This is a genomic window from Yoonia maritima (assembly GCF_002933395.1).
Lineage (GTDB): Bacteria > Pseudomonadota > Alphaproteobacteria > Rhodobacterales > Rhodobacteraceae > Yoonia > Yoonia maritima_A.
This window is the reverse complement of sequence record NZ_PKFN01000008.1, coordinates 412,327-436,883: the sequence shown is the minus strand read 5'-3', so window position 1 is coordinate 436,883 and position 24,557 is coordinate 412,327. Positions and strand designations below refer to the sequence as shown.

Annotated in this window: 25 protein-coding genes; 20 read left to right on the top strand and 5 right to left on the bottom strand. The window is 53.1% G+C overall.

The genetic code is table 11. From position 1 onward, the window contains the following. The first annotated feature begins 82 nt into the window (after nucleotides 1-82). From CYQ09_RS08665 to CYQ09_RS08610, 12 genes are all read left to right on the top strand, one after another. Nucleotides 83-1,063: an AAA family ATPase gene (locus tag CYQ09_RS08665; RefSeq protein ID WP_106745000.1), complete on the top strand. Its 981-nt coding sequence runs from the start codon at nucleotides 83-85 to the stop codon at nucleotides 1,061-1,063. A gap of 5 nt (nucleotides 1,064-1,068) precedes the next feature. Next, nucleotides 1,069-1,935 carry a DUF58 domain-containing protein gene (locus CYQ09_RS08660; RefSeq protein ID WP_162617612.1) on the top strand — a complete coding sequence of 289 codons (867 nt, stop codon included), beginning with the start codon at nucleotides 1,069-1,071 and terminating at the stop codon, nucleotides 1,933-1,935. Further along, a complete protein-coding gene (locus CYQ09_RS08655) occupies nucleotides 1,936-2,307 on the top strand; it encodes a hypothetical protein (protein ID WP_106744998.1) in 372 nt (123 codons plus the stop codon). Then, nucleotides 2,300-3,256, top strand: coding sequence for a VWA domain-containing protein (locus CYQ09_RS08650; protein ID WP_106744997.1), 957 nt, complete (start codon nucleotides 2,300-2,302; stop codon nucleotides 3,254-3,256). Before CYQ09_RS08655 ends, CYQ09_RS08650 begins: the two co-directional genes overlap by 8 nt. Continuing rightward, a complete protein-coding gene (locus CYQ09_RS08645; RefSeq protein WP_106744996.1) occupies nucleotides 3,253-4,179 on the top strand; it encodes a vWA domain-containing protein in 927 nt (308 codons plus the stop codon). The genes CYQ09_RS08650 and CYQ09_RS08645 overlap by 4 nt, the downstream gene beginning before the upstream one ends. Next, complete coding sequence (locus CYQ09_RS08640) at nucleotides 4,179-4,862, top strand: tetratricopeptide repeat protein (RefSeq protein WP_106744995.1); 684 nt, start codon at nucleotides 4,179-4,181, stop codon at nucleotides 4,860-4,862. The genes CYQ09_RS08645 and CYQ09_RS08640 overlap by 1 nt, the downstream gene beginning before the upstream one ends. After that, nucleotides 4,856-6,073 carry a BatD family protein gene (locus CYQ09_RS08635; RefSeq protein ID WP_106744994.1) on the top strand — a complete coding sequence of 406 codons (1,218 nt, stop codon included), beginning with the start codon at nucleotides 4,856-4,858 and terminating at the stop codon, nucleotides 6,071-6,073. The genes CYQ09_RS08640 and CYQ09_RS08635 overlap by 7 nt, the downstream gene beginning before the upstream one ends. 74 nt (nucleotides 6,074-6,147) lie before the next feature. After that, nucleotides 6,148-6,873: a response regulator gene (locus CYQ09_RS08630; RefSeq protein WP_106744993.1), complete on the top strand. Its 726-nt coding sequence runs from the start codon at nucleotides 6,148-6,150 to the stop codon at nucleotides 6,871-6,873. A gap of 7 nt (nucleotides 6,874-6,880) precedes the next feature. After that, nucleotides 6,881-8,047 carry an FIST N-terminal domain-containing protein gene (locus tag CYQ09_RS08625; RefSeq protein ID WP_162617611.1) on the top strand — a complete coding sequence of 389 codons (1,167 nt, stop codon included), beginning with the start codon at nucleotides 6,881-6,883 and terminating at the stop codon, nucleotides 8,045-8,047. Then, a complete protein-coding gene (locus CYQ09_RS08620; protein WP_106744991.1) occupies nucleotides 8,044-10,302 on the top strand; it encodes a hybrid sensor histidine kinase/response regulator in 2,259 nt (752 codons plus the stop codon). Before CYQ09_RS08625 ends, CYQ09_RS08620 begins: the two co-directional genes overlap by 4 nt. A 45-nt stretch (nucleotides 10,303-10,347) precedes the next feature. Beyond that, nucleotides 10,348-10,983: a hypothetical protein gene (locus tag CYQ09_RS08615; RefSeq protein WP_106744990.1), complete on the top strand. Its 636-nt coding sequence runs from the start codon at nucleotides 10,348-10,350 to the stop codon at nucleotides 10,981-10,983. Further along, entirely contained in the window at nucleotides 10,980-11,327 is a 348-nt protein-coding gene (locus tag CYQ09_RS08610; RefSeq protein ID WP_106744989.1) for a hypothetical protein, read from the top strand. The genes CYQ09_RS08615 and CYQ09_RS08610 overlap by 4 nt, the downstream gene beginning before the upstream one ends. Here CYQ09_RS08610 and CYQ09_RS08605 read toward each other — a convergent pair. Further along, nucleotides 11,324-12,121, bottom strand: a complete 798-nt coding sequence (locus CYQ09_RS08605) for a quinoprotein dehydrogenase-associated SoxYZ-like carrier (protein WP_106744988.1) — start codon at nucleotides 12,119-12,121, stop codon at nucleotides 11,324-11,326. The genes CYQ09_RS08610 and CYQ09_RS08605 overlap by 4 nt on opposite strands. 129 nt (nucleotides 12,122-12,250) lie before the next feature. Here CYQ09_RS08605 and CYQ09_RS08600 point away from each other — a divergent pair, with 129 nt between their 5' ends. Then, nucleotides 12,251-13,294 (top strand): quinoprotein relay system zinc metallohydrolase 2, encoded by a 1,044-nt coding sequence (locus CYQ09_RS08600; RefSeq protein ID WP_106745468.1) that lies wholly within the window; start codon nucleotides 12,251-12,253, stop codon nucleotides 13,292-13,294. A gap of 4 nt (nucleotides 13,295-13,298) precedes the next feature. Here the strand turns inward: CYQ09_RS08600 and CYQ09_RS08595 are convergent, their stop codons facing one another. Further along, on the bottom strand, nucleotides 13,299-13,913 hold the full coding sequence (locus CYQ09_RS08595) for a hypothetical protein (protein WP_106744987.1): 615 nt from the start codon (nucleotides 13,911-13,913) through the stop codon (nucleotides 13,299-13,301). Nucleotides 13,914-14,080: 167 nt separating this feature from the next. Between CYQ09_RS08595 and CYQ09_RS08590 the strand changes: the two genes are divergently transcribed. The 7 genes from CYQ09_RS08590 to CYQ09_RS08560 all read left to right on the top strand — a co-directional run bounded on the left by CYQ09_RS08590 (nucleotide 14,081) and on the right by CYQ09_RS08560 (nucleotide 20,371). Then, entirely contained in the window at nucleotides 14,081-15,193 is a 1,113-nt protein-coding gene (locus CYQ09_RS08590; protein WP_106744986.1) for an S-(hydroxymethyl)glutathione dehydrogenase/class III alcohol dehydrogenase, read from the top strand. Between the two features lie 3 nt (nucleotides 15,194-15,196). After that, nucleotides 15,197-16,027 (top strand): S-formylglutathione hydrolase, encoded by an 831-nt coding sequence (gene fghA, locus CYQ09_RS08585; RefSeq protein ID WP_106744985.1) that lies wholly within the window; start codon nucleotides 15,197-15,199, stop codon nucleotides 16,025-16,027. Nucleotides 16,028-16,055: 28 nt separating this feature from the next. Further along, the gene (locus CYQ09_RS08580; RefSeq protein ID WP_204353919.1) at nucleotides 16,056-16,481 is read left to right on the top strand and encodes a c-type cytochrome; all 426 of its coding nucleotides are present in this window, start codon (nucleotides 16,056-16,058) and stop codon (nucleotides 16,479-16,481) included. 122 nt (nucleotides 16,482-16,603) lie between these two features. Beyond that, on the top strand, nucleotides 16,604-18,406 hold the full coding sequence (locus CYQ09_RS08575) for a methanol/ethanol family PQQ-dependent dehydrogenase (RefSeq protein ID WP_106744984.1): 1,803 nt from the start codon (nucleotides 16,604-16,606) through the stop codon (nucleotides 18,404-18,406). A gap of 84 nt (nucleotides 18,407-18,490) precedes the next feature. Continuing rightward, entirely contained in the window at nucleotides 18,491-19,003 is a 513-nt protein-coding gene (locus tag CYQ09_RS08570; protein WP_106744983.1) for a c-type cytochrome, methanol metabolism-related, read from the top strand. Next, on the top strand, nucleotides 18,987-19,817 hold the full coding sequence (locus CYQ09_RS08565; RefSeq protein ID WP_239495891.1) for a substrate-binding domain-containing protein: 831 nt from the start codon (nucleotides 18,987-18,989) through the stop codon (nucleotides 19,815-19,817). Before CYQ09_RS08570 ends, CYQ09_RS08565 begins: the two co-directional genes overlap by 17 nt. Further along, the gene (locus tag CYQ09_RS08560) at nucleotides 19,814-20,371 is read left to right on the top strand and encodes a PQQ-dependent catabolism-associated CXXCW motif protein (RefSeq protein WP_106744981.1); all 558 of its coding nucleotides are present in this window, start codon (nucleotides 19,814-19,816) and stop codon (nucleotides 20,369-20,371) included. Before CYQ09_RS08565 ends, CYQ09_RS08560 begins: the two co-directional genes overlap by 4 nt. 35 nt (nucleotides 20,372-20,406) lie before the next feature. On the opposite strand, the gene CYQ09_RS08555 is transcribed toward CYQ09_RS08560, so the two are convergent. The 3 genes from CYQ09_RS08555 to CYQ09_RS08545 are packed head-to-tail and all read right to left on the bottom strand — an operon-like array spanning nucleotide 20,407 to nucleotide 24,530. Continuing rightward, nucleotides 20,407-21,795, bottom strand: a complete 1,389-nt coding sequence (locus tag CYQ09_RS08555; protein ID WP_106744980.1) for a S8/S53 family peptidase — start codon at nucleotides 21,793-21,795, stop codon at nucleotides 20,407-20,409. A 2-nt stretch (nucleotides 21,796-21,797) separates the two neighbouring features. Further along, on the bottom strand, nucleotides 21,798-22,670 hold the full coding sequence (locus CYQ09_RS08550; RefSeq protein WP_106744979.1) for a hypothetical protein: 873 nt from the start codon (nucleotides 22,668-22,670) through the stop codon (nucleotides 21,798-21,800). 9 nt (nucleotides 22,671-22,679) lie between these two features. Then, nucleotides 22,680-24,530: a tetratricopeptide repeat protein gene (locus CYQ09_RS08545; protein ID WP_239495890.1), complete on the bottom strand. Its 1,851-nt coding sequence runs from the start codon at nucleotides 24,528-24,530 to the stop codon at nucleotides 22,680-22,682. Nucleotides 24,531-24,557 lie beyond the last annotated feature (27 nt).

The window sequence follows — 24,557 nt, the reverse complement described above, 5'->3', positions numbered from 1 at the left end:
CTTTCTGAGCGTGGCGTTGCCCGACTGGTCTACTACCTTTGTGTAACTAGATTTGGTGTGTTTTCCCGGTCAGGGTTTGGCCATGAATCTGGGGGGATTGACCGTGTTTGATGGTAAGTCACGCGAGTGTTTTGAACAAATTTCGGCGCTTAAAGAATGGCTTGAAACGGGGCTGATCGGTAGCGACCAGTTAATTGAACGACTGCTGATTGGCGTTCTGACAGGGGGGCATCTTTTGATTGAAGGGCCGCCGGGGTTGGCGAAAACCCGTGCCGTAAAACTGCTGTCGCGTGCTCTTGGTGGGTCGTTTGCACGGGTGCAATGCACGCCAGATTTGTTGCCTGCGGATTTGACTGGCACGGATGTCTTCAACCCCGAAACGGGTAAATTTGCGTTCGCGCAGGGCCCTGTATTTCACAACCTAGTGCTGGTCGATGAAATCAACCGCGCACCGCCCAAAACACAGTCTGCCCTGCTAGAGGCAATGGCCGAAACGCAAGTCACCAGCGGCGGCACGACCCACACCTTGCCAGAACCGTTTTTTGTTGTCGCAACGCAAAATTCCATCGAACACGAGGGCACCTTTCCCCTGCCAGAGGCGCAGCTAGATCGGTTTTTACTTCACATCGTTCTGACCCAACCCAACCTAGAGACCGAGCGACGCATTCTGGATCTGGTCGAAGATGAACGGGTTAAGGGCGACGCGACACCGCCGGAATTGGGGCTTGATGTTGTGCAGGTCGCCCGCCGTGATGTGGACAACGTGTTTCTGTCGCCTGCCTTGCGGGATTATATTGTCAGGCTGGTGGTGGCGACTCGTGTTGCCCCGTTTGATGCACAAATTGAACATTCAGTTTCCCCGCGAGGTTCAATCGCGCTGGCGGCATCGGCGCGTGCGCGTGCCTATCTAAACGGACGTGATCACGCGATCCCCGAAGATGTCGAAGCGGTACTGTCCGATGCGCTTGCTCATCGGATGGTTCTGAACTGGGCGACCGCCGCCGAAGGTGTGACACCTCGGGCCGTCGTCGCCGACATCATGCAACAAACCCAAGCGTTATGACGGATGTGTCGGGTACGCAGGTGACAGCACAGGCGTTAATTGCCTTGCAAGGTGCCGTCGTGGACAGCGCGCGTCGCGAAGTGCCAACAAGCGGCCTGCCCGGTGGGTTTCCAATCAAAAGACGCGGCCAAGGTCAGGTGAACGCCGACAGTCGTCTCTACATTCATGGCGATGAATTGCGGTACATCGACAAAGGTGCGACCGCGCGGACTGGCGATCTGCATGTGCGGACCTTTCACGAAGAACGCGACAGAGTGACCTTTTTGGTGGCTGATTTCCGGCCATCAATGCTGTGGGGCATGCGCCGTGCCTTCCGTTCGGTTGCCGCAGCCGAGGCGCTTGCTTGGATTGGTTGGCAAGCCGTCGCAGCTGGTGGACGTGTCGGTCTGCTCGCAATCACGACAGGTGAACCCATCATCGTGCGGACGCGTTCGGGTACCCGTGGGATGCTGTCGGTGATCGGCGGGCTAGTCCGCGCCCATGAATTTGCGACCTCTGTCGTTGGCCCGGATCTGTTCACTGATCCACCGCTAGATATGGCCGTCGAAGGTCTACATCGGATCGTTCCCAAAGGTGCGTCAATCATCATCGTAAGCGCCTTTGACCAACGCGGTAACAATTTCGAAGGCACCATGAAACGGCTAGCCCAGCATCGCGCACCATCATTTGTCGTGGTCGAAGACAGCGGGCTACAATCACTGCCGCCGGGGCATTACCCAATTCGGTCGCCAGACGGATACTGCCGATCAGTGAAGCTACGACAAACGCCACCGCGCGATCATGCGTTACCAGAAATTCCGGGTTGCGCGGTTATGCACCTGGATACCAGCTTGCAAACGCGGCAAGCCATGACGCAGGCAGGAGCATCGTGAATGGCAGAGGGCATCACCACAGTTGATGCGATGTTGTCGGGTTTGCACGACATCCGATTGCCAGAGGGCGCGCCCGGCGGGCTGATTTCAGAGATATTGGTCGCCGTTGGTTTTGGGCTGTTGTTGGCATATTTGACGTCATTGGTACTGGGGTATTTTCTGCGTGGCCCAGAAAAAGACGTTGGTTCATTGACCGACCAGATCGCGGCGCTAGCGGACTTACCTGAAGATGACCGTGCAGTTGCGCTATTGCACATGATCCAGATTCACGCACCTGCCGCCTTACCTACTGAACTGTATGCTCGCGATGGCATCCCTCTGATCACCGAGCTTGAAGCTACGCTTCGTCAGAGTGAGGCGCAGAATGCTTGAGTTCGCAAACCCATGGTTTTTCGTACTGCTGCCGCTGCCAGTCTTTGTGTATTTCTTGGCACCGCCGCAGACACTCAGTGGTGCCGTGCTGGTCGTACCCGAAGGTATCGAACGCCGAATGCTAAGTGGCGGCGCAGGTGGTCAAAACCCGCTCCGTCATATTGATATGCTGACGCCGATTTGCATTTGGTTTCTGTTGGTCATTGCGTTGGCCGGGCCGCGTGTCGTTGCGCCACAGCAAGCCCTACCAATGTCGGGGCGCGATCTGATCCTTGCCTTGGATTTGTCGGGGTCGATGGTGCGCGATGACTTTGCACTGGATGGGCAAACTGCGACGCGACTTGAGGTCGTCAAAGCCGTCAGTGCAGACTTTGCGCGTGCACGGGCAGGTGACCGCGTTGGACTGGTGGTGTTTGGGTCCGACGCATTTGTCGCGGCAGCGCCTTCGTTTGATACAGATGCAGTCGCTCGGAAAATCGAAGACATGGTGATCGGCATTTCTGGGCGGGCAACCAATATCGGTGATGGCATTGGGATTGCGCTAAAACGGCTAGAGGCGTCAGATGCAGACACCAAAGTCATCATTCTTTTGTCGGACGGAGCGAATAACGCAGGTGCCGCAATGCCACGTGATGTTGCTGCGCTGGCGGCGGATATGGGGGTGCGTATCCACACGATTGCGCTGGGTCCGATTGCGTTAGAGGAAGCACCCGATCAGCGCGGTGTGGTTGATGTGCGGACGCTGGATGCCATTGCCAAGATCAGCGGCGGTCAGATGTTCCGGGTCCGTACGACAGATGATCTGCGTGCTGCGGCGTCTGAATTAGATGCGTTAGAACCAACAGCCCGCGCAGGTCTATCGGCGCAGACCTACCGCGCGTTTTGGATTTGGCCAGCACTATTGGCGGGCCTTCTGGGGATCGGACTTGGGGTGCGGTCAAAAGAATGAGCTCTATCGCCGATATCACCTTTCTGCGTCCCTTTTGGTTCGCCGCGATTCCCGTGCTCGCAACGCTTATGATTTGGCGTTTGCGCCGATCCGGTCAGCCGGGTGATTGGCAGGCAAGCATCCAGCCGCATCTACTGGCCGCAATGACTGCGATGGGGCGGATCGAACCTGCAGGCAGTCGATTTTTTGCCTCTGTCCCTTTTGTCATTGCGATGTTTGTTGCGGTGGCGCTGACCGGGCCATCCATTGAGAGACGCGGCGCGCAAACTTTCCGCAATTTGGATGGGGTTGTGTTTGTTATCGATGTGTCAGGATCAATGGTGCGCGACCAAAGCTGGCCATCGGTCGTAAATATGGCGCATGCGGGCCTTAGTGCCTTGGGCAGTAAACCCGCAGCGCTGATTGTCTACGGTGGGGATAGCTATCTGGCGTCGCCATTGACCACCGACCACAGGCAGTTGGCGCAAAGCATTTTGCTGATCGACGAAAATTTGATGCCGGATCGGGGCAACAGGCCACACCTTGCATTGGAACGCGCTGCCGACCTGCTGCAGAATGCGTCGGTGCTGTCTGGTGATGTCGTTTTGATGACGGATGGGGAGGGGCTTAGCGACGACGCGATTGCCGCCGCCATGCGGATCACAGAGTTGGGCGCACGGCTGTCTGTGGTGGTGGCCAAAACAACCGTATCTGGCAACCCGCCGATGAGCCCGACAACCTTTGATGGCTTGGTAAGCGTCGGTGGTGGCCAAATCTATGAAACAAGCGACCTCATTCGGTTCATGGAGGATGTCGGCGATACCGCAGCGTCGCGTACTGAATCGCAGGAACTTCAGCTTGTTTTGCGTGCTGACATCGGACGGTATCTTCTGTTTCTTGCGCTGCTTCCTGCGCTGTTGCTGTTCAGAAGGAGCCGCGCCTGATGAAACGGATGCTGCCTCTACTAGCTGCTATATGCATTGCCCTTGCTGCGTTGTTGGGTGGGGCCGCACCATTTGGGCGGGTCGCATTGTCGCTCGGGATGCCACACACTGCCGCGAGCTTGTTTACAGATCCGGGCTGGATGGGGGTTGCGCTCTACCGCGCAGATGATTTCCAAGGGGCGGCAGATGCCATGGAACAAGCAGGCGCAGATGCGTTCTATAACCTTGGCAATGCCCATGCCCAGTTAGGCCAATATGCGGCGGCGCTGGAAGCCTATGATCTGGCGGCTTCTACCCGGCAAGACCCGCAAGCGCAGCAGAATTTTGATCTGCTGCGGGCGTTTTATGCATCTACGACGCTTGACGTAGATGGGGTATTCTTGACCGAGGATCGCGAAGGATCAACCACAGACGCGCCAATTGCGCGGGGTGATGCGCGTGCCTCTGGAACGGGGGATGAGGTTACTAATACATCCGCGACGCCAGCCCTTGCTGAGATTGTGAGCCGTGGTGAACAGCGGGTGCGACAGGTCTTTGATGCGCAATCCATCACCGCGAATGCCCGCTGGCTTACCACGTTAAAGGACGTACCCGGCGCATTTTTGGCAGAACGTATTTACCACGAACACAAGGCGCGTCGCGATGCTGGAACTGGCCAAGAGCAGGAGGGCACCGAATGGTAAGAGCATTCTATGCGATCTTGCTGGCAGCATGGTGGGCGGTGCCCGTTTGGGCGCAAACCTCGACGGTTGACCCTAACGATCTTACGCTGTCAGTGACGGTCGAACCGTTACCCGATCCATTGATGCGCCAAGAAATGGTGCTGATAACGATCCACGGCATCTATAAACGCCACATTACATTAGAAAGTTTGGAACAGCCGGATTTCGATGGTTTTAATTGGATGCAGTTGGGGCAGGACCACTGGTTCGTAAGCATGCTGGATGGTCGCCCGGCCAGGAACATGCGGCGACGGATGGCCGTTTTTCCTGATGAGACCGGGACATTGGAAATCGGGCCGTTCAAGCACCATCTGACGTTGTTAGATGAAAACAACAAATGGTTCGAACATACGATCACGTCAGAGCCGGTCACGATAGACGTCGCACCAGAGCCGCAGAATGATGAATGGTGGTTTCCTGTTCGGGGTTTGCGTGTCTCCGACGACTGGTCAAATGCACCTGATCAACTATCCGAAGGCGAAGGTGTGCTGCGCGTGATCCGTATATCTGCGCTGGGCGCGAGCCCCGATATGATTCCGCCGATGCCGGAACTGACGTCGCCTTCGGCCCTTATCTTTGCGCATCCCGAAAAGCGACTGGTTGATCTGACCTCGCGCGGACCAGAAGCGATTGCGTTTTGGCGTTGGACAGTAACCCCGACGAATGGTCATTCCGCGATCCTTGAACCGATTAGGTTTAGCTATTTCGATACGGTCGCACGCGAAATGCGCGAGGTTTCGATTTCGCCGCAACGTGTTGCCTTTGGGGATGTGATCGGTGCACCGGTTTCGGATCAGCGTGCACCCGTTGAAGCAAGCCGGAGTCATCCGCTTGTCTTGCCTATCTGTGGTATTATTGCATTTCTTTCCGGGGTGTTGGCTGTAACGCGAGGTGAGACGCTTTCACGTTATTACCTTCGCCAAAGACTACGCAGCTGGCAGCTTCAACGACAACTTCGCTGGGCAATATGGCGTCATGATATTGCGGGGGTTAGAGCCTCCGCCCATGCGCTTGATCAACTATACGGATACTCAATAGAGCGCTCAGAGTTGCTGTCAGAACTGGACAGTCATCTCTTTGGACGGTCGTTTGATCCAAATATACCTGAAAAATTTGTATTTCGCCTGCGACAAACATTTTTGACAGGTGGTTTGCACACGAATGTGCACTGAAATATGCCGACTCGCCCAAAAGGTGCTTTGTGGAAACCAGATGTTCCGCTACGCTTTTGCTGGGAGGAACTAAAATGTCTAATTTTGCGAGTGCAGAGAAGCATTTCTCTGCCAGCCATATACTCGTGGTGGATGATCATCCGCTGTATTGTGACGCCATGGCAGCATCGCTGTCATCCGCCTTTAAAATTAAGCAGGTCAATTCGGTGAATTCGTTGGAGGGAGCGATGAAAGCACTGGGTACAGGGCCGACGCCAGATTTGGTTTTACTTGATTTGGGGTTGCCAGATGCGACAGGGTTAAGCGGCTTTTTCCAACTTAAGGAACATTGCCAAGATATGCCAATCGTCGTCATTTCGGCTGATTCGTCAGATGATACAATTCAGGCCGCGATGGATGCAGGGGCGATGGGCTTTGTACCAAAAGACGCGCCGCGTACCGTGATCGGGGATGCGCTTGCGCAGGTCCAGGAAGGATCGCGGTATCTACCACCTTGCTATTGTCCAAAGCCAAGACAGACCGCGCAGGACCCGGTTAGTGTGCAAGAAGCGTCAAAGCGCATTGCCCGCCTTACCCCACAGCAGCGCCGGATTATGGAGCTTATTTCAGCGGGCAAGCCAAACAAAGTGATCGCTTACGAACTTTCGGTCGCCGAAGGCACGGTCAAGGCACATATCACAGCGTTGCTGCGTCGGTTGGGCGTAAGCAACAGGACCCAAGCCGCTGTTTTGGTAAACAGTGCAACGTTAAATCGTCCGCAGTCGTTGTCAGATACAAACGCGCGTGCGCAGTTAAGCTAGTTTAATTATGAATATGGTTGATGGTGACTTTACTGGCGCAAGCATTGTGTCGGTGGGCGTTTCTATGTCTGCCGATCCTGATATCGCCGTATCAGAAGCAGCGGCGCAATTGCCGGATGAGGGCATTTGCTTTGTTTTGGTCTTTGTTCCTGAATGCTTGGACACAAGCAAAGTTGCCGCCGGTCTTGCGCAGTATCTGCCGCAAACCTTGGCATTTGGATGCACCACTGGTGGGCAAATTACACCGCAAGGTTATGCGGATAATGCGTTAATGCTTGTGTCGTTTCCACGTGATCATTTCAGATGTTCATCCAAGCTGTTTAGCCCGCTCAAGCCGGTTTCTATTGAGCAAACCGCATTAGCAGCGCAAACGCTTGCCCAGCGTTTCCAAACTACAGCCGGTTGGCGCAGGTTCGCAATTACGATTGCAGATGGGCTGTCTAAGCAAGAAGACGTTTTGGTCGCTGCATTGGATGCAGGTCTAGGTGATATTCCGGTCTTTGGGGGGTCTGCGGGGCATGGGCTCGAGTTTGATGGTACCTATGTTTTGCACGGTGGTGCATTTCATGAAGATGCAGCACTTTTGCTGATCGTTGAAACGGACCTCGTATTCGAAGGCGTTGAATTCGATCATTTTATGCCGACAGAACGCCAGTTGGTTGTCACGCAAGCGCGCCCTGACGATAGGATCGTGACGGAAATTAACGGCGCAGTTGCGGCGGACGAATATGCGCGTTTGATCGGCTATGATGTTGCTGATCTATCGCCACGGGTTTTTGCAGAAAATCCGGTGTTGGTGCGCAATTTGGATAACTGGCATGTTCGCGCAATCCAAGAGGTGCTTGATGATGGTGCTTTGACGTTTCTGTCTGCCATCGAAAACGGCCTTGTACTGACTCTCGCTCGTGGGAAAGAAATCATCAAAACGATGGATGCAGAACTTGCTGTTACCGGGCCACGCGGGGAAGCGCCGCATTTCATTTTGGGTTTTGATTGTGTGCTAAGACGGCTTGAAATTGAACAAAAACAGCTAAGTGGCGAAGCATCACAGGTGCTGCGCGACAGGCGCGTGTTGGGGTTTAACACCTACGGTGAACAGCATGGCGGCGTTCACATGAATCAGACCTTTGTCGGCATTGCGTTCTTTTCGTCTAGTCTCAAGATGGATTTATGATTGATCGTGATCTCCCACTTGATGTTCAAGTCGCGCAACAAGACAAGATCATCAAAGCGCTTGTCCAGCGTGCCAACCAACGGCATGAACTAGGCCGTTCGGCATATTCGTTGTTTCAGTCGGCGATCACTCTGCAAAGCAAAGTATCAGAGAAAACACGCGATCTAGAGGCAGCGCTAAACACGCTTGGCCAAACTAGTACAGAGCTGGAAACATCAGAAGAAGCGCGTAACCAAACCGAACAAAGCCTGACCGACGCGTTAGAGTCGATGGAAGGGGGCTTTGCGTTATTCACGGGTGGTCGTTTGCGTGTTTACAACGACTATTTCAAAAAGCTAATTCCGGATGTTCACGATGTTATCGGTCCGGGGCTATCGTTAGAGACATATTTCGACAGTCTAACAAAAAGCACCTACATCGCCCGCGATAGTGACGCCGAGAAACTTGCCGGTAATGCGGCTCAAGCGAACGAAGCGCCCGCCCCATTTGTGTTTGAAATCAAGAATGATCGTTGGTTCGTGATTAATTACCGGCAAACGAGCCACAATAATATTGTTGTTTTCCAAACCGAAATCACGTCGGTCGTGCGGTCCAATCGGTTGGAAAAAAATCAACTTATCGACGCGCAAGAACATTTTTTAAGCGCGGCATTTGATAACATGCCGCAAGGTGTGTGTACGTTTTCGTCCGATGGCACGATGTTGTTTGGAAATGCACGTTTTACGAGCTTGCTTTCTTTGCCCGGTCGCCTAGCCTGTGTTGGGACTTCGTATGCTCAAATTGTTGAGCATCTGAGCGCGCATTCAATCATGGGCGACTTGCGGCACGATAACTTTGCAACTTTGCTGCGGTATCTACGCCGCAAAGAAAGCCTGCATCTACGCCGGCGCCAGAAAAACCATACTGTTCTAGAATTCGTGGTGAACCCGCTACCTGACGGTGGCTGCATCGTGAACGTGATGGATGTCACTGTGCAGTCTCAGACGACAGAACAGTTGGAAAATAGGGTCCAAGAGCGCACGCAAGAGCTGACTGATTTGAACAAAGAATTGCGCGGGCAATATACGGCGCTAGAAAGCATCGAAGAGGATCTACGACAGGCAAAAGCCGAGGTCGAAGCCGCGATGAGTTCAAAAACGCGGTTCTTTGCGGCAGCTTCGCATGATTTGTTGCAGCCCATCAACGCAGCGAAGCTGTTGATCTCATCGTTATCGGATATGGCGTTAGAAAATGACGTTCGGGATACGGTCCATAGGATAGATCATTCATTCCAATCTATGGAATCGTTGCTTCACGCGTTGCTCGATATTTCGCGGCTTGAGTCTGTGGATATGAAACTTGCGGTGACGGATTTTGCGCTTGATGGCATCATGCGTAACATCGCGAATGATATGGGGCCGTTGGCTGTTGAAAAAGGTCTGCGCCTTGAGGTGGTTCCAAGCCGTGTATGGGTGCGTAGCGACCAACGCTATCTATCTCGATCGGTTCAAAATTTGGTCAATAACGCGATCCAATACACAAAGTCAGGTCGTGTACTTTTGGGGTGCCGCCGTCGCGGAAATTCCGTTGTGATCGAGGTCTGGGACACGGGGGTTGGTATAACAAAGGCCGACCAAGAACGGGTTTTCCAAGAATTCACGCGGGTTGATGGTGGTAGCGGTATGGGTATGGGCCTAGGTCTATCGATTGTGCAGCGTGCCTGTGCGCACTTGGGGCACAAGGTGTCCGTGCGCTCTCAACCGGGCAAGGGGTCGGTGTTTTCGATTACCTTGCCTATGGTGACTGCAGGCGTTGGCGAGCATTCAGATACGCCGAATGTCACGTCACAAACATCAGAATCCTTGGATTTGATTGTCGTGATGATTGAAAATGACCCTGGTGTGCTGTTTGCAATGTCACGACGACTAGAGAGTTGGGGCGCAAGCGTTCTTGCGTGTACCTCTACGGAGCAAGCTGTTGAAATGGTGGCAGAGTTGGGGATGAATCCAGACGTGATTTTGGCCGATTATCAATTGGATCACGGCGATACTGGCATCGAAAGCATTATCGCACTACGTCAGCAAGCTGGTGCCGGACTGCCCGCAATAATTATCACCGCCAATCAAGAAACATCCATCAAGGACCTGTGCGCCCAGCTGCGAATATCAGTGCTGACGAAGCCGGTGAACCTGTCACGATTGCGATCGCTGATAGATTGGAAAACCCGGCAGGTGCCACGCGTGCGCAGCGAAGGATACGACCAAAGTCTGCAATGACGTAGTGCAATAATTGAATACTCTACTGATAGCGAAAAGGGGTGAATGAAGTTGTTAAGATACGTACTTATGGTGTTGCTTCTTGCGACGCCGGTTCACGCAGAAGAAATCTATGATTTGATCTTTAAGCAGGGTACCTTGACTGGGGTTCATCACGATTTGCGTTATGACCGCGAAACCATTGTCGCAAGCAACCCTGAATATGGACAACGACATTCGGGTGACGTGGTGCTTAGCTTTGCACCTGATGACATGGCTGTGCTTCGGTTTTTGCAAGGAGATCAGCATCGTAATCTGGGACAGTTTCCTGCGACTGTTGGGAATCCAATTATTATGTATTTTGTTGAAACAGTGCTACGTGATGTCGCCCACGAAGCTGGCGGAAGCCCATTTTACATTCGCAACCGTATCAAAGAAGCGCTGATCACCCCTGCGCCGATTGACGACGCTATGATCCCTTTGGGGGACGGTGAAGTATCGGTTAAGCAAATCACATTCCGTCCGTTTGAAAACGATGAAAACCGCGAACGCATGGGCGTTTACGGCAACCTAGAAATGACCTTTGTCATGTCCGACGCGGTGCCGGGTTGGTATGTATCGCTGTCGGCTGTTGCATCGGATGCCAGTGGCGGTGACGGCTACAGCAACACCCTGAATTTGATGCCCGAGGTGGCGGAATGAAAAACCTTGTTGCAAGCGCGCTGATACTACTGGGAAGTTCGGCTTTTGCGCAATCCGTCAATGATCAATTGAATGATTACCCAACAATTGCACGTGCAGATTACGTTTTCGGCTGCATGGCGGTGAACGGGCAGGGGCGGGATCAACTGGCGAAATGCGCATGCTCCATCGATCATATTGCCACGATCCTACCCTATGAACGCTATGTCGAGGCTGAGACCGTGCTCTCAATGCAGTTAGCTGGTGGGGAACGTATGGCGATATTTCGAACGGCTTCTATGACGCAGGCCATTGTTGCCGATTTACGGCGTGCACAGGCCGAGGCCGAAATTCTTTGTTTTTAGGCGCCTTCGTTTTTTGCGAGAACCTGTTCGAAAATGTTGCCTTCGGTGTCACGCGCTCGAATGCGGATTGTCGGCGTGCCATTGTCACGGTAGCCGAACCGAAAAACCGGATTTTCACTAACTGATATCCCACCCTCAAGCGTGAATAATACTTCGTCGCCTTGGAAAACTTCGATCAGGTCGATGAAGTGCGCGCTGACGAACAGCTGGGTTATTTGGTCGCGTTGAAGGCCGGAGTAGTTTGGGTGTCGGATCATGACCTGGGCTTCGCGCCGTTGCCCTGACATGCGCGGCGTGTCGTCAAAACTACGCAGCCGCATTTGCCCCATCGACGCTAAGGCAACTTCGGGATCACGCGATGCGGGGGCAGAACAGCCACCGGATGCTTTGACATATCCACCGTTCATAAATAGCCCATCGTCGGTTTCCGCGATGACGCGGATGTTCGAATATTGGTTTACTCTGACCCGAAGTTCAAAATCTAGCGGCCACATGGCTTCGCTGAATGTTAAATCTGCGGCCAACGGGGCAGGGTTTTCGTCGATGATCACCAGTGCGCCGTGGATCGGCGTCGCATCCGCCGATTGCGACATAACAATGGGAACCGTGGCAGCATCATGCGCGCGATACGGTGTCTCAACCGTGAACAATGCGGCACCGTCATGCAATGTGGTGTCCCCGACGAAATCAAAGCGCAGTTCATTCCAACTTTCGCTTTCGATCAGGGCGTTGTCTTGGGCAATGGCGGTCTGCGCCAAGACCGTAAACAAAGATGCAGCAAGAAGACGTTTCATCGGTCTCTCCTCTTTTGATCGATGTTTTGTAGCACAAATGGCAAAAATACAGGAGTAATCCTTAGTATCGGTTCGCGTTACCGTGATCAGCTGCTACTGAATTTTCATTATGAAAGCGAAGGCCGCACAATGTTTGAAGCGATCATAAGTCTGTGCTTGCTGTCCGATCCGGCGGTTTGCCGCGATGTCTTAATCCCCGGATATGAGGCAATATCAGTCGCTGAATGTGATGCGCAACTTCGGGCAAACCCACCGGATTTGAAACTGTTTTTAAATGAAAAATCACACGGGGCGGCGGCCTGCGCAGCTGTTGGCGATACGTTAAGCTTTCATCAGGCTGCGCCGGGTGTTTTCGTCCATCGTGGTGCGATCAGTGATGCCAATCCACAAAATCAAGGCGACGTCGCAAATGTCGCTTTCGTGATAGGCCATCGCGCGGTTGCCATTATCGACAGCGGTGGTTCGCGTCGCGTTGCTGAACAAATTTACCGGGCCGTTCGGTCGGAAACAGGGCTTCCGGTCCGGTACGTTGTTTTAACACATATGCATCCGGATCACGTGTTGGGCGCATCACTATTTGCGCAGGCAGGTGCCGAGATCGTTGGCCATATTGGCCTCGCGCGTGGGCTTTCGGATCGAAGTGACGCCTATTTGAATAGATTTCAGGACTTGATTGGCGCTGCAGGGTTTATCGGCACCCAAGTTGTCATGCCCGATATCGGTGTTGAAAAGATGTTGGATCTTGATCTAGGTGATCGCGTTTTGCATCTGCGATCTTGGCCAAGCGGGCATTCTATAAACGATCTGACAATCGGCGACCCATCAAGTGGTATTTTGTTTACGGGAGATTTGATGTTTCACGAATACACGCCTGCTTTGGATGGCAGTGTTCTGGGTTGGCAAAGGGTTATGACCGAATTGCAGGCGCTTCCCTATCATACAATCATGCCCGGGCACGGCGGTCCGATATTAGACTGGCCAGATAGTGCTGGCCCTCTAAATGCGTATCTTGCACTGCTTATCTCGGACGCGCGCTCTGCGATCGTTCGCGGCGATAGTTTAGGGGATGCTGTGCGGGTAATCGGTCAAAGCCAAGCCGCTGATTGGGATTTGTTCGATCAGTTCAATCCACGTAATGCCACTGTGGCGTTCACTGAATTAGAATGGGAATAGCGGCCTAACCGGGCATGTGATGCGATAGTGTTTGGGCAATGGCATAGGCGCGTTTTTCCAAGATGACGGGCGTTTCACAGACGTACAGCAGCGACTGTGCACGGTCACGATAAATGCGTTGGTCCCAGTCTAACTGTTCTTCAAGCGCATCAACCTTATCAAAGTCGGGGTCCTGTTTCGCCATTTCACTATCCATGTCGATCCGGGCTGTTTCTATCCGTGTGGCTAAGTCGATCTGGGACAGCGAATAGCGACCGATACCTGCGATGATATCGGTGCGATCCCTGTTAATTCTGTTGAAAATCGCCTGAAAAATAGCGGTGTAATCATCTTGGGTAAGCTGAGCGTTGGTCGCGGCGAAGTTGGCTGTGATATCGTCAACTTCGTCAAGAGACACACGGCGCAATACCAGCGTGTCCACCAAAGTTGACGCAGCAGGTGTTAGATCTTGCGCGGCTTCGTTTTCAGGTGATTGGTGCGGCCACATCAGACCCAAAGATAGTTGTTCGACCTTTCGTTGGACGCATGGCCATGTCGGGTCAGAGTAGTCTTCGGCAGAAACAAAAGCCGGCTGTCCCAGGAATAGGGCTGCGATGAGTGTCATACGCATTTTCGTCATGTGTTCCCCCGTTAGTCGTACAGACGGCGATTATCGCGCGCGAATCTATATCATATTTAGAGCGCCGTTTCAGTTGTTCTGTAACAGCGACCAAAGTCGTAATTGTCGGATGAGACCTGTTTTGACTAACTTTTCCCTGAAGAAGAATTGCCTTTGGGGGATAGATAATGCGTACACGTGCCGCGGTTGCAGTTGCAGCTGGCAAGCCACTTGAAGTGATGGAAGTGAACCTCGAAGGGCCGCGTGCCGGTGAGGTTTTGATCGAGGTGAAGGCGACTGGCCTGTGTCACACCGACGAATTCACCCGCTCTGGCGACGATCCTGAAGGTATCTTTCCAGCGATCCTAGGTCACGAAGGTGCGGGCGTTGTGATCGAGGTCGGCGAAGGCGTCACGACGCTTGAGGTCGGCGATCACGTCATCCCGCTTTACACGCCGGAATGTCGCGAATGCGAATATTGTCTGAACCCAAAAACAAACCTGTGCCAAAAAATCCGTAGCACCCAAGGTGCGGGTCTGTTGCCCGATGGTTCGACCCGATTTTCGATGCTCGATGGTACGCCGATTCACCATTACATGGGCTGTTCGACCTTCGCGAACCACACGGTTGTGCCGGAAATCGCCCTAGCGAAGGTCCGCAAGGACGCCCCGTTTGATAAGATTTGCTACATCGGTTGCGGCGTCACCACGGGCATCGGCGCAGTGATCAATACGGCCAAGGTCGAGATCGGCAGCCGCGCGATTGTGTTCGGTCTGGGCGGCATTGGCCTGAACGTGCTGCAGGGCCTGCGTCTTGCTGGGGCGGATCAGATTGTGGGCGTCGACATGAACGATGGCAAGGAAGAAATGGGTCGCCACTTTGGGATGACTGATTTCGTGAACCCATCGAAAGTCGAAGGCGATCTGGTCGCGCATCTGGTCGAACTGACTGGCGGCGGCGCGGATTACACGTTTGATGCTACGGGCAACGTGGGCGTGATGCGCACGGCGCTTGAGGCCGCGCACAAAGGTTGGGGCGAAAGTATCATCATCGGCGTGGCACCTGCCGGGGCCGAGATTTCAACCCGCCCATTCCAACTGGTCACAGGCCGCAGCTGGCGCGGCACCGCGTTCGGCGGCGCACGCGGCCGGACCGACGTGCCCAAGATCGTCGACTGGTACATGGAAGGCAAAATCGAAATCGACCCAATGATCACCCACAAGCTCAAGCTCGAAGACATCAACAAAGGCTTCGACCTGATGCACGAAGGAAAATCAATCCGCGCTGTCGTGGAATACTAGGTCGTGGAACTCGTTTCTCGTAATAAATGCTTTGATGGGCAGCAGTCAGTCTACAAACACCAGTCATCGGTGTGCGGGACAGAGATGACCTTTGCGGTCTATCTGCCACCGCAAGCGCGGACGCAGTCTGTTCCGGTGCTTTGGTATCTGTCTGGACTCACCTGCACCCATGATAATGCGATGACCAAAGGCGGTTTCCAGAAACACGCCGCTGAACATGGAATTGCTTTGGTCTTTCCAGATACGTCGCCGCGTGGCGAAGGTGTTGCGGATGACGAAGCCTATGATTTAGGAATGGGCGCCGGGTTCTATGTGAACGCAACGCAAGGACCCTGGAAACCGCATTTTCAGATGTATGACTATGTCGTGAGCGAACTGCGGAGCCTGCTACAGGGCGCTTTGCCGATTAACGACCGGCACGGGATCACGGGGCATTCAATGGGCGGGCACGGCGCGCTTACCATCGCAATGAGAAACCCAAAGCTGTTTACGTCGCTTTCCGCGTTTTCGCCCATCGTGAACCCCAGCCAATCTGACTGGGGTCGCAAACAATTCAGCGCGTATCTGGGCGACGATGAATCCACATGGGCCCAATATGATGCTACAATACTTATGTCTGAGCTTGGTTGGCATGGCGACATTTTGATCGACCAAGGCGCTGACGACCAGTTCATCGACTTGTTACGGCCACAGGCCTTTGCGGATGTCGCGTCAAGTCGGCGCCAGCCATGCGTTTTACGCACGCATGACGGGCACGACCACAGCTACTTTTTTGTTTCCAGCTTTGCCGAAGATCACGTCACTTGGCACGCGGAACGGCTTCACGACTACTAATTTCAAAGGGACGAGGAATAGAAAAACCATGAGAACAAGATCACTGATAGGGCTAGCGATTGTCGCAGGTATTGCGATGGCCAGCGGTGCATCCGCGGAAAGCCACGCTGAAGAAGTGGCCTTTGAAATTACTGGTGACGCTGCTGCGGGTGAACGCGTCTTTCGTCGCTGTGCCGCCTGCCATGCCGTTGGTGAAGGGGCCGAGGCAAAAGCTGGCCCTGTGTTGAACGGGGTTGTGGGCCGTGCGGCCGCCATTTCCGAAGGGTTCGATTATTCGTCAGCAATGATTGAATTTGCTGCCGCCGAAGAACTGATCTGGGTGCCAGAGACGCTTGATGCGTTTTTGACAAAGCCACGCGAGTACATCAGCGGCACGCAAATGACGTACGCCGGTTTGCGCAAAGAGGAGGACCGCGCAAACCTAATCGCCTATTTGGCGACATTTTCAGAATAGGAGGGACAATTAAATCCGAGATACCCATTGGTATTAATGCCCATGGGAACAGCCCGTGAAATTCGGGCGCTGGACGGACAGGGATGGCCGGATTCAGCAATGATACCTTTAGGGAGGTTACTATGAGGAAAACAAAATATTTAGCCGCAGCTTTGCTTCTAAGCTCGACGGTTACTGCATCAGCAAATGAAGAGCTGATGAGTATGATGGATGACCCCAATCAATGGGTTATTCAGACCGGCGATTACGCCAACCAGCGCTATTCAGAGCTTGACCAAATCAACAAAGATAACGTTGGCGATCTTCAGGTTGCATGGACGTTTTCAACTGGTGTTTTGCGTGGCCACGAAGGATCGCCATTGGTGATCGGGGACGTGATGTATGTGCATACCCCTTTCCCGAATATCGTATATGCGCTTGATCTGACCCAAGAAGGCAAAATCATCTGGAAATATGAGCCCAAGCAAGACCCAGATGTTATTCCGGTAATGTGTTGTGACACTGTGAACCGTGGCGTTGCATATGCCGATGGCAAGATTTTCTTGCATCAGGCGGACACTACCGTTGTTGCTTTGAACGCCGAAACAGGCGCTGTTGAGTGGAGCGTGATGAACGGCGATGCATCCGTTGGTGAAACCAACACCGCGACAGTTTTGCCCGTCGGCGACAAGGTCATCGTTGGTATTTCTGGTGGCGAATTCGGTGTGCGCGGTTCCGTGACAGCCTATAGCATTGCAGACGGCAGCCAAGTTTGGCGCGCCTATTCAATGGGCCCCGACAGCGATATCCTTGTTGATCCAGAGATGACAACGCATCTGGGTGAACCGGTTGGTGTCGATTCCGGTCTTAATACGTGGGAAGGCGACCAGTGGAAAATTGGTGGTGGCACCACATGGGGCTGGTATTCGTATGATCCGGATGAAAACCTTGTGTACTATGGCACAGGTAACCCATCGACATGGAACCCTGCGCAGCGTCCGGGTGATAACCGTTGGTCTATGACCATCATGGCACGCGATGCTGACACAGGCATGGCCAAGTGGTTCTATCAGATGACTCCTCACGATGAATGGGACTTTGATGGCATCAACGAGATGATCCTGACCGACCAAGAGATCGACGGTGTTGAGCGCAAGCTGCTGACACACTTTGATCGGAACGGTCTGGGTTATACGCTTGATCGCATCACTGGCGAACTGCTGGTCGCTGAAAAGTTCGATCCTGCTGTCAACTGGACAACAGGCGTGGATATGGATCCCAACTCTGACACCTATGGGCGTCCAGCGGTTGTGGCCGAATATTCAACCGAGCAAAACGGCGAAGATGTGAACTCTACTGGCATCTGTCCTGCGGCTCTTGGTTCAAAAGACCAACAACCAGCGGCCTATTCGCCAGAAACGCAACTGTTCTATGTTCCAACAAACCACGTTTGTATGGACTACGAACCATTCCGGGTAAGCTATACCGCCGGTCAGCCATATGTGGGTGCGACGCTTGCGATGTACCCGGCACCAGACAGCCACGGTGGCATGGGTAACTTTATTGCGTGGGATAACACCAAGGGTGAAATCGCTTGGTCACTTCCAGAACAGTTTTCTGTTTGGTCTGGGCCATTGGCAACTGCAGGTGACGTGGTGTTCTACGGCACGCTCGAAGGTTACCTAAAGGCTGTGGATTCCAATACCGGTGAAGAGCTTTACCGCTTTAAAACGGCCTCTGGGATCATCGGTAACGTGATGACCTACACCCATGACGACAAGCAGTACATCGCGATCCTTTCAGGGATTGGTGGTTGGGCTGGTATTGGTCTTGCTGCAGGTCTGACGAACCCGAATGACGGTCTTGGTGCTGTGGGCGGCTATGCTGCGCTTAGCGACTATACCGCACTTGGTGGTCAAATGACGGTCTTTGCATTGCCTGACTAACGGCATGCATCAACGATAAAAGGACCGGCGCAACTGTCATAGGCCTGCGCCGGTCTGTTGCTCAGATTTAGAGGTCAGAAACAAATGCGTAACTATGCACTCCTGCTGGGAACTGCAGCCCTTATGTCAATCGGACAGGCCGCGCTGGCCCAAGATGTGGCAAACACTGATGCCGCCTATAGCGAAGATGGGCGTTATTATAACGACGAAGATATACCCACCTTTAACATCAACGATGAAGGCGCTGTTGATTGGCTCACCTATTCCGGATTTCGCCGGTATCATTCTGAATGCCATGTGTGCCACGGGCCAGAGGGCGAAGGCTCAAGCTATGCACCAGCTTTGAAAAATTCCGCGCTGGAAATGGACTATTACGATTTTGTCGACGTTGTGGTGAATGGGCGTCAGCGCATCAATGCGGCCGAAAATTCGGTGATGCCGTCATTTGGCGATAACCCAAATGTCATGTGTTACCTTGATGATATCTATGTCTATCTGCGCGCACGCGGTGTCGAGGCCGTTCCACGTGGTCGCCCCGGAGCGAAAGAGGCAAAGTCCGACGTAATTCGCGAGGATGAGAATGCGTGTTTGGGCTAAGGGCCTTTTGCTATTAGGATATGCGCTGTGCGGTATGGCCGCGCAGGCGCAAACCTCAGATCTGGTTTCTGACAGCGCATTCCGAGTATGCGCTGATCCAGCGAACGCCCCCATGTCCGACCGCGATGGCAACGGGTTTGAAAACAAACTCGCCGAATTATTTGCCGCGCGGCTTGAACGCCCTGTGCAATACGAATGGTACCCGATGTCCACCGGTTTTATTCGGAACACATTACGGGCAAACCGTTGCGACGTCGTGATTGGTTACGCTCAAGGGCATGAGATGGTGTTGAACACCAACCACTACTTTACCTCCGCATATACTCTGGTCGCAAAACGGGATGGCGCGATTGCTGATGTCGACACTTTGTCAGATACGCGACTTGAGGGGCTGCATCTGGGCGTTGTCGCCGGTTCGCCCCCCGCGACGCATCTTGCCCGTCATGGGCTGATTGCGGATGCGCGTGCGTACAATCTGGTCGTCGACCGGCGTCATGAATCCCCTATCCCGGATATGCTGAATGACCTGAACGCAGGAGAGATCGACGGCGCGTTGATCTGGGGGCCGATTGCCGGACCGCTGGTCAAGGCAAATTACCCATATCTTCAAGTCACGCCGCTGGTCAAAGAAACGATGCCGCCGCGTTTGTTCTTTCGCATCACAATGGGTGTGCGACAGGGTGAAAAGGTATGGCAGCGACAACTGAATTCGCTCATCCGGCGCAATCAGGCAGAAATTAATGCGATCCTGATTGATGCGGGCGTCCCCCTTATCAACGATATGGGGACGGGTCTGCTGGAACAGGAACCATGATGCGCGTAGCGGCATTCGCATCGTTGCTTATGCTAGCTGTGCCAAGCATCGCCGAAACAGTGCCAGAGCCTGATAGCTATCGGATGGAGCAATACCGCGCGCCAGTTCCCAATACCCTTACGGGGGCGACCGTCGTAGATATCGACGCGGCTCATGTGCTGTGGTCGACAGGGCATGCAGTGTTTATCGATGTGTTGCCGCGTGCACCAAAGCCAGCCGAGTTACCAAAGGGGACCGTCTGGCGCGAACAGCCAAGATTATCGATCCCCGGTGCGATATGGTTGCCGAACGTTGGCTATGGACAACTCGCACAAGCCAGTGCCGGCTACTTTGAAACCGAGATGGCGCAGGCGACGAACAGTGACCTCAATGCGCCAGTCGTATTTTTTTGCCTTAGCGAATGCTGGATGTCTTGGAACGCTGCGAAGCGCGCGGTCACCGAATTGGGTTATAAACAAGTCTATTGGTTTCCGGATGGCACCGACGGGTGGGACAACGCAAATTACCCCACCGAAGTGATATCCCCTGTTCCCGGATTTGGAGCACGGGACTAACGCGTCAAGAGACCCAGCGCGTCATTCCAATGTGATCATACCTGATCGGGAAATGTTGGTTCACCGGACCAACAAGGAACCGCTAGCTTTTCATCGTCCCCACCAATTTCGTGGCATTGGCCAATCAGCCATGTCTTCGCGCTAACGCCCGTCGACAGCGGGTCGCGGCCAGTAGATTTTGCCAACGACAAAAAACCTGCAATCAGGGCCGAAGCCGCGGATGTCCCGCCGAACCTACTGAAGTAAGACCCAAATTCGCGCATTGTGTTGTTAAGAGACGCGCTTTGATAAGGGCTGCCAGAATAACCGGCAGGGCCGGGCACGTCAGTGCTGATCACATCATAGCTGGAAAACATGTGGTTACTATTATTGGCGGGGACGCCTGTAGGATCGTAATCCGGGCTTTGTTCGTCCAAACGTACTTCGTTACGGTCAAAGACTTCGGCGTCGTTGCTCGGAGCAAAAACAGTAATATTCCGACTACCTGAATAGCTGCTGCGATGCCCCTTTGCATTGATTGCACCGACAGAAATAATTCCGTTGTGTTCGGACGCCAAATTTGCGGGATAAATTGCGTTGTCTTCATTCGAATTTCCAGCGGCACATACCACCGGGCGGGCTTGGGACACGTTTTCAATAAGTTGGGCAAGTTCAGACCAAGCATTGTTATCGTCACCGTCGCTTGAGACTTGCCGCACCAGATCATTGAGCGCGACACCGTCTACAGTGTGATCGCCCAGTTCTGGCACAGTGCGCGTTGGGTCCGCGATATTGCGCGGGAAAAGAACAACGTCTGCGTCGATTAATTCCGCATACAGAAATGCTAAGATCAGACCTTCGGGGTTGGGATCAAAATTTGTAGAGATTTGAACAATCTCACACATCGGATCAACACCAGAGTAAGGCAGCGCGATTGGAATGGCATGACCCGTTGCTAAGGTCTGGGTCGACACACAAGGGCGTGCGCCAACCAGCCCGGAAATGCTTGTTCCATGGTTTGAAAATGACGGGGAAACGCAAGGCTGAACCATATCCGCGTGGGGTTTTGATCCGTGCGATAGGCGGTCAATGAATTCTGCCAATAAGTGAACGGAATGTGGCAATCCGTCTGCGATACTCGTTGCCCAATTTAGTTCTAGATCACCGATGGATTCTTGATTTTCTGGCAGATATGGAAACGAGCCCAGTCGCGCAGAAAACAGATCCAAAGACAGTTCGGTGTTTATCGCCCCGACAAGATTTGGGTGATCAATGGCTGCTGATGTATCAATCACGGCAATCCGCGTCGGTTTGGATTGTTGGGTCGCACGCCATCCATTTGGAACATTGTTTTCACCAAGCACGCCCAGCGTTTTCAGGTGCCATAACGCGTCATACTGAGGATAGATTTCTGTACCAGTCAGTTGTGTTTCAATTTTTGTCATTTCTAAATCCACTCTTGTAGTGCAGAGAGCATTTGGGCCTTGCACACTTTCTCCATCACCGGCGTCACCATGCGCGCCAATTTATAGCCGGCGTCGGTATCTGACGCGTAGTGTAGGCCTGCCCACTCTCGATTTTCGGCGATCCTTCGTGCGCTATTGAATAGCTCCGAGCTTGCAGGGTGTTCGGGTAGCATTCGCGAAAACAAAAATGCGATGGAAAATGACTGAAACGCGTGGTTTGACGGATACGACTGATGTGGTGGGTTTGGTAAAACAGGGCGAAGGCGCGGTTCGATCTGGTTCGGGCGTAGCACGCGGTAGCGGTCTTTGTAACGTAACCCAATTTCGTCAGTTAATACTAAGACGAGGTGGAATAAATGCTCTGTTGCCTCGTATCCACCGACGTTTTCGATACCAAGAGGGCGCAGATACCCAGACAGCTCGATCTCGGCTTCTTTGAAGATTTCGTCTCGCCGCAGTTGCTCGGCTGTTGTCTTGAGCAGGTGTTGTTTGGCCAATAGATCAATTGCTTCGCGGCGCAATTGTTCGGGGGCAGGCGGCAATGGAATAGGTAGGTTGTTCCATTCGTTGATGAGCGAATGTAACTTTTCACGTTCCTTCCACGGTTCCTGCAACGCACCGCCCGCGACAGTTTCAAGAGATCGGTTCCTATTACGATTACGGTTTCTATTACGATTACGGTTCCTGTTCCTGTTTCGGTTTCTATTGCGGTTCAGTGCCAGCAGTGACAGCGCGCCACCAGTAGTCGCACCCGTGGGCAAGTCGGCCATGGGCTGTGCAGTGTCTTCGTTTAATCGCAGCCCGGTTGGCGTGACCGTAAAGCTATTGCTTGCCAAAATTTGATGAATGTCCAAAGTGACCTCCTAATGTGAGCATCGTTTTATTGCTTCGAGAAAATTCGCTTCTTTCGGGTTTTCCCCGAGCCGAAAGCGTTCCTTTTGAACGCTCGGGTCTCCAAAGTCAGGGTCGGCACCCAGCAAGTTGTGATAAACATCGGCGGCTTCGGTCATGCGTCCAGTGTCAGACAGATTGACCAGCAAATACCGCATGGCAGCCGAAAATTTGGGTTGCTTCTTGAGAGCGTTTTGGCTGGATACGATTGCCTTGCGGTGATCGCCAAGCATCGTCGCAGTCATCGCAAGTGTCGTGTCGTAGCTATAGCTTATAGGGCTGTAACTGCCCAAATAGACCGCCCGTTGGGCCGCGCTATGGGCTGCTTTGTAGTCACCGGTATACAACTTGTGTAATGCGTAGTGGTCCCAAACAAAGGCTTGATTGCGATTCAGGTTTAAAGCCCGTTCGATTAACGCACCGGCCATAGCATGGTCGCGGAATACATAGCCCATCGTATGCCCCAAGCACGCAAGCGATATGGCGTTAAAGGGGTTTTTGTTCTGCGCATCTTGCGCGAGTTCGACGGTGTCTCTGACAGTGGTTGCGTCAATAATGCCAAGGTTTTCACCAATTTTGAACGAGGCAGAATAGGCACGAAGCGCTGAGAATAGTGCGCTGTTATGGGTATCTCGTGTAGAAGAAAGCAGCTGTTCGGCATTCTCGAGCGCCATACGGTCCAAACGGAACATCATGTTCAAGGCCGTATATCCTGCGACCTGTGATTGATCTAAATGCGTGCCAATGCTGCTGGCCTGATCTGTTATGGATTTCGATATACGGTCGACGTTCTGTGTGACGAAACCTGAAATAACGTAGCTATCCCAATCCAGCACATCAGCTACAGAAGTTTGAATTGACTGGCTCCATTCCAATGACATGCGTGTCGCGTGGTAGAAAAAGAATGTCAGCGTCAAAGACTCGCGTATTTGAAGCGCGCGGACGCGAATGTAATAGTCCGTATCACTTGCGCCTGCCAAACTGTCCGAATGGGCTGTGGAATCCCGAAAGTCATAAATGTCCAGCGGGTGCAGTTCACATAGGTTCCTGGCGATTCCTTCAAGCACATTATCAGCAACATGAGTCGTGTTTGTATCGCAGCCCTGCTGAATGTTTGGCAGAATGCCCACAGAGATACGTAGTGTTCGTTGTGTCGGCTGCACCGTGACCTGTCGGGTATCAATGTTTTGCGGAACATTGACCGGTGCTTCGTCGTGTGCGGCGATCAACTGTTCAGACTTTCTTACCCATGTCTGTCGCTCAAGCAGTAGCCAGTTTTCGAATTCTTCGTCGCGAATATCGATCCCTTCTAGCAATGTAGTGTCCGGCGAGATGTTCAAGATCGACATCTGAGAGACATCCTGTTGAACGGCAATGTAATCGATCCATAGCCGATCATCCTTTAGCGTGATTGTATGGCGGTCGAGCGCAATTATAGCGTCAAACAAGCCCCCCAAATCACGGCGCAGTTCAAAAATGACCTGCCTTAGACTGGTCGATGACTTTCGCTCGTCGCTTTCGCTCCAAAGTTTATCGCGTAGCCAAACGCGGGTTCTTTGGCGTCTGGGCGCGAGTGCCAGCAACGCGAGCAGCGCAACTGCCTTTTTACTACGCGGGGTGCGGTTTTGTCCTGTTGCGTCCGTAAGGGATATGGGGCCAACGACGAATAGCTTTGCGTAATAGCCGTCAGGCTTACCTGCGTCGGATGAATGTTTTGAAGGCTGACATAGGTCTTGATCATTTGCAGTTTTACAACCTGTGCCAAGGTGCGAAGCCAGCACAGCGTCTTTTGAATTTTCATGTTTTTCAAATGATTGTATCAAAGCACTTATCCACTTCTTCGCAAAATG

What these genes read in the sequence shown, in the direction of transcription:
- CYQ09_RS08560 (WP_106744981.1), top strand. Translation starts at nt 19,814, where the DNA reads ATGATGCGCGTAGCGGCATTCGCATCGTTGCTTATGCTAGCTGTGCCA.
- CYQ09_RS08645 (WP_106744996.1), top strand. Translation starts at nt 3,253, where the DNA reads ATGAGCTCTATCGCCGATATCACCTTTCTGCGTCCCTTTTGGTTCGCC.
- CYQ09_RS08600 (WP_106745468.1), top strand. Translation starts at nt 12,251, where the DNA reads ATGTTTGAAGCGATCATAAGTCTGTGCTTGCTGTCCGATCCGGCGGTT.
- CYQ09_RS08595 (WP_106744987.1), bottom strand. Translation starts at nt 13,913, where the DNA reads ATGACGAAAATGCGTATGACACTCATCGCAGCCCTATTCCTGGGACAG.
- CYQ09_RS08580 (WP_204353919.1), top strand. Translation starts at nt 16,056, where the DNA reads ATGAGAACAAGATCACTGATAGGGCTAGCGATTGTCGCAGGTATTGCG.
- CYQ09_RS08620 (WP_106744991.1), top strand. Translation starts at nt 8,044, where the DNA reads ATGATTGATCGTGATCTCCCACTTGATGTTCAAGTCGCGCAACAAGAC.
- CYQ09_RS08570 (WP_106744983.1), top strand. Translation starts at nt 18,491, where the DNA reads ATGCGTAACTATGCACTCCTGCTGGGAACTGCAGCCCTTATGTCAATC.
- CYQ09_RS08655 (WP_106744998.1), top strand. Translation starts at nt 1,936, where the DNA reads ATGGCAGAGGGCATCACCACAGTTGATGCGATGTTGTCGGGTTTGCAC.
- CYQ09_RS08575 (WP_106744984.1), top strand. Translation starts at nt 16,604, where the DNA reads ATGAGGAAAACAAAATATTTAGCCGCAGCTTTGCTTCTAAGCTCGACG.
- CYQ09_RS08640 (WP_106744995.1), top strand. Translation starts at nt 4,179, where the DNA reads ATGAAACGGATGCTGCCTCTACTAGCTGCTATATGCATTGCCCTTGCT.
- CYQ09_RS08610 (WP_106744989.1), top strand. Translation starts at nt 10,980, where the DNA reads ATGAAAAACCTTGTTGCAAGCGCGCTGATACTACTGGGAAGTTCGGCT.
- CYQ09_RS08555 (WP_106744980.1), bottom strand. Translation starts at nt 21,795, where the DNA reads ATGACAAAAATTGAAACACAACTGACTGGTACAGAAATCTATCCTCAG.
- CYQ09_RS08615 (WP_106744990.1), top strand. Translation starts at nt 10,348, where the DNA reads ATGAAGTTGTTAAGATACGTACTTATGGTGTTGCTTCTTGCGACGCCG.
- CYQ09_RS08625 (WP_162617611.1), top strand. Translation starts at nt 6,881, where the DNA reads ATGAATATGGTTGATGGTGACTTTACTGGCGCAAGCATTGTGTCGGTG.
- CYQ09_RS08665 (WP_106745000.1), top strand. Translation starts at nt 83, where the DNA reads ATGAATCTGGGGGGATTGACCGTGTTTGATGGTAAGTCACGCGAGTGT.
- CYQ09_RS08590 (WP_106744986.1), top strand. Translation starts at nt 14,081, where the DNA reads ATGCGTACACGTGCCGCGGTTGCAGTTGCAGCTGGCAAGCCACTTGAA.
- CYQ09_RS08565 (WP_239495891.1), top strand. Translation starts at nt 18,987, where the DNA reads ATGCGTGTTTGGGCTAAGGGCCTTTTGCTATTAGGATATGCGCTGTGC.
- CYQ09_RS08630 (WP_106744993.1), top strand. Translation starts at nt 6,148, where the DNA reads ATGTCTAATTTTGCGAGTGCAGAGAAGCATTTCTCTGCCAGCCATATA.
- CYQ09_RS08635 (WP_106744994.1), top strand. Translation starts at nt 4,856, where the DNA reads ATGGTAAGAGCATTCTATGCGATCTTGCTGGCAGCATGGTGGGCGGTG.
- CYQ09_RS08605 (WP_106744988.1), bottom strand. Translation starts at nt 12,121, where the DNA reads ATGAAACGTCTTCTTGCTGCATCTTTGTTTACGGTCTTGGCGCAGACC.
- CYQ09_RS08650 (WP_106744997.1), top strand. Translation starts at nt 2,300, where the DNA reads ATGCTTGAGTTCGCAAACCCATGGTTTTTCGTACTGCTGCCGCTGCCA.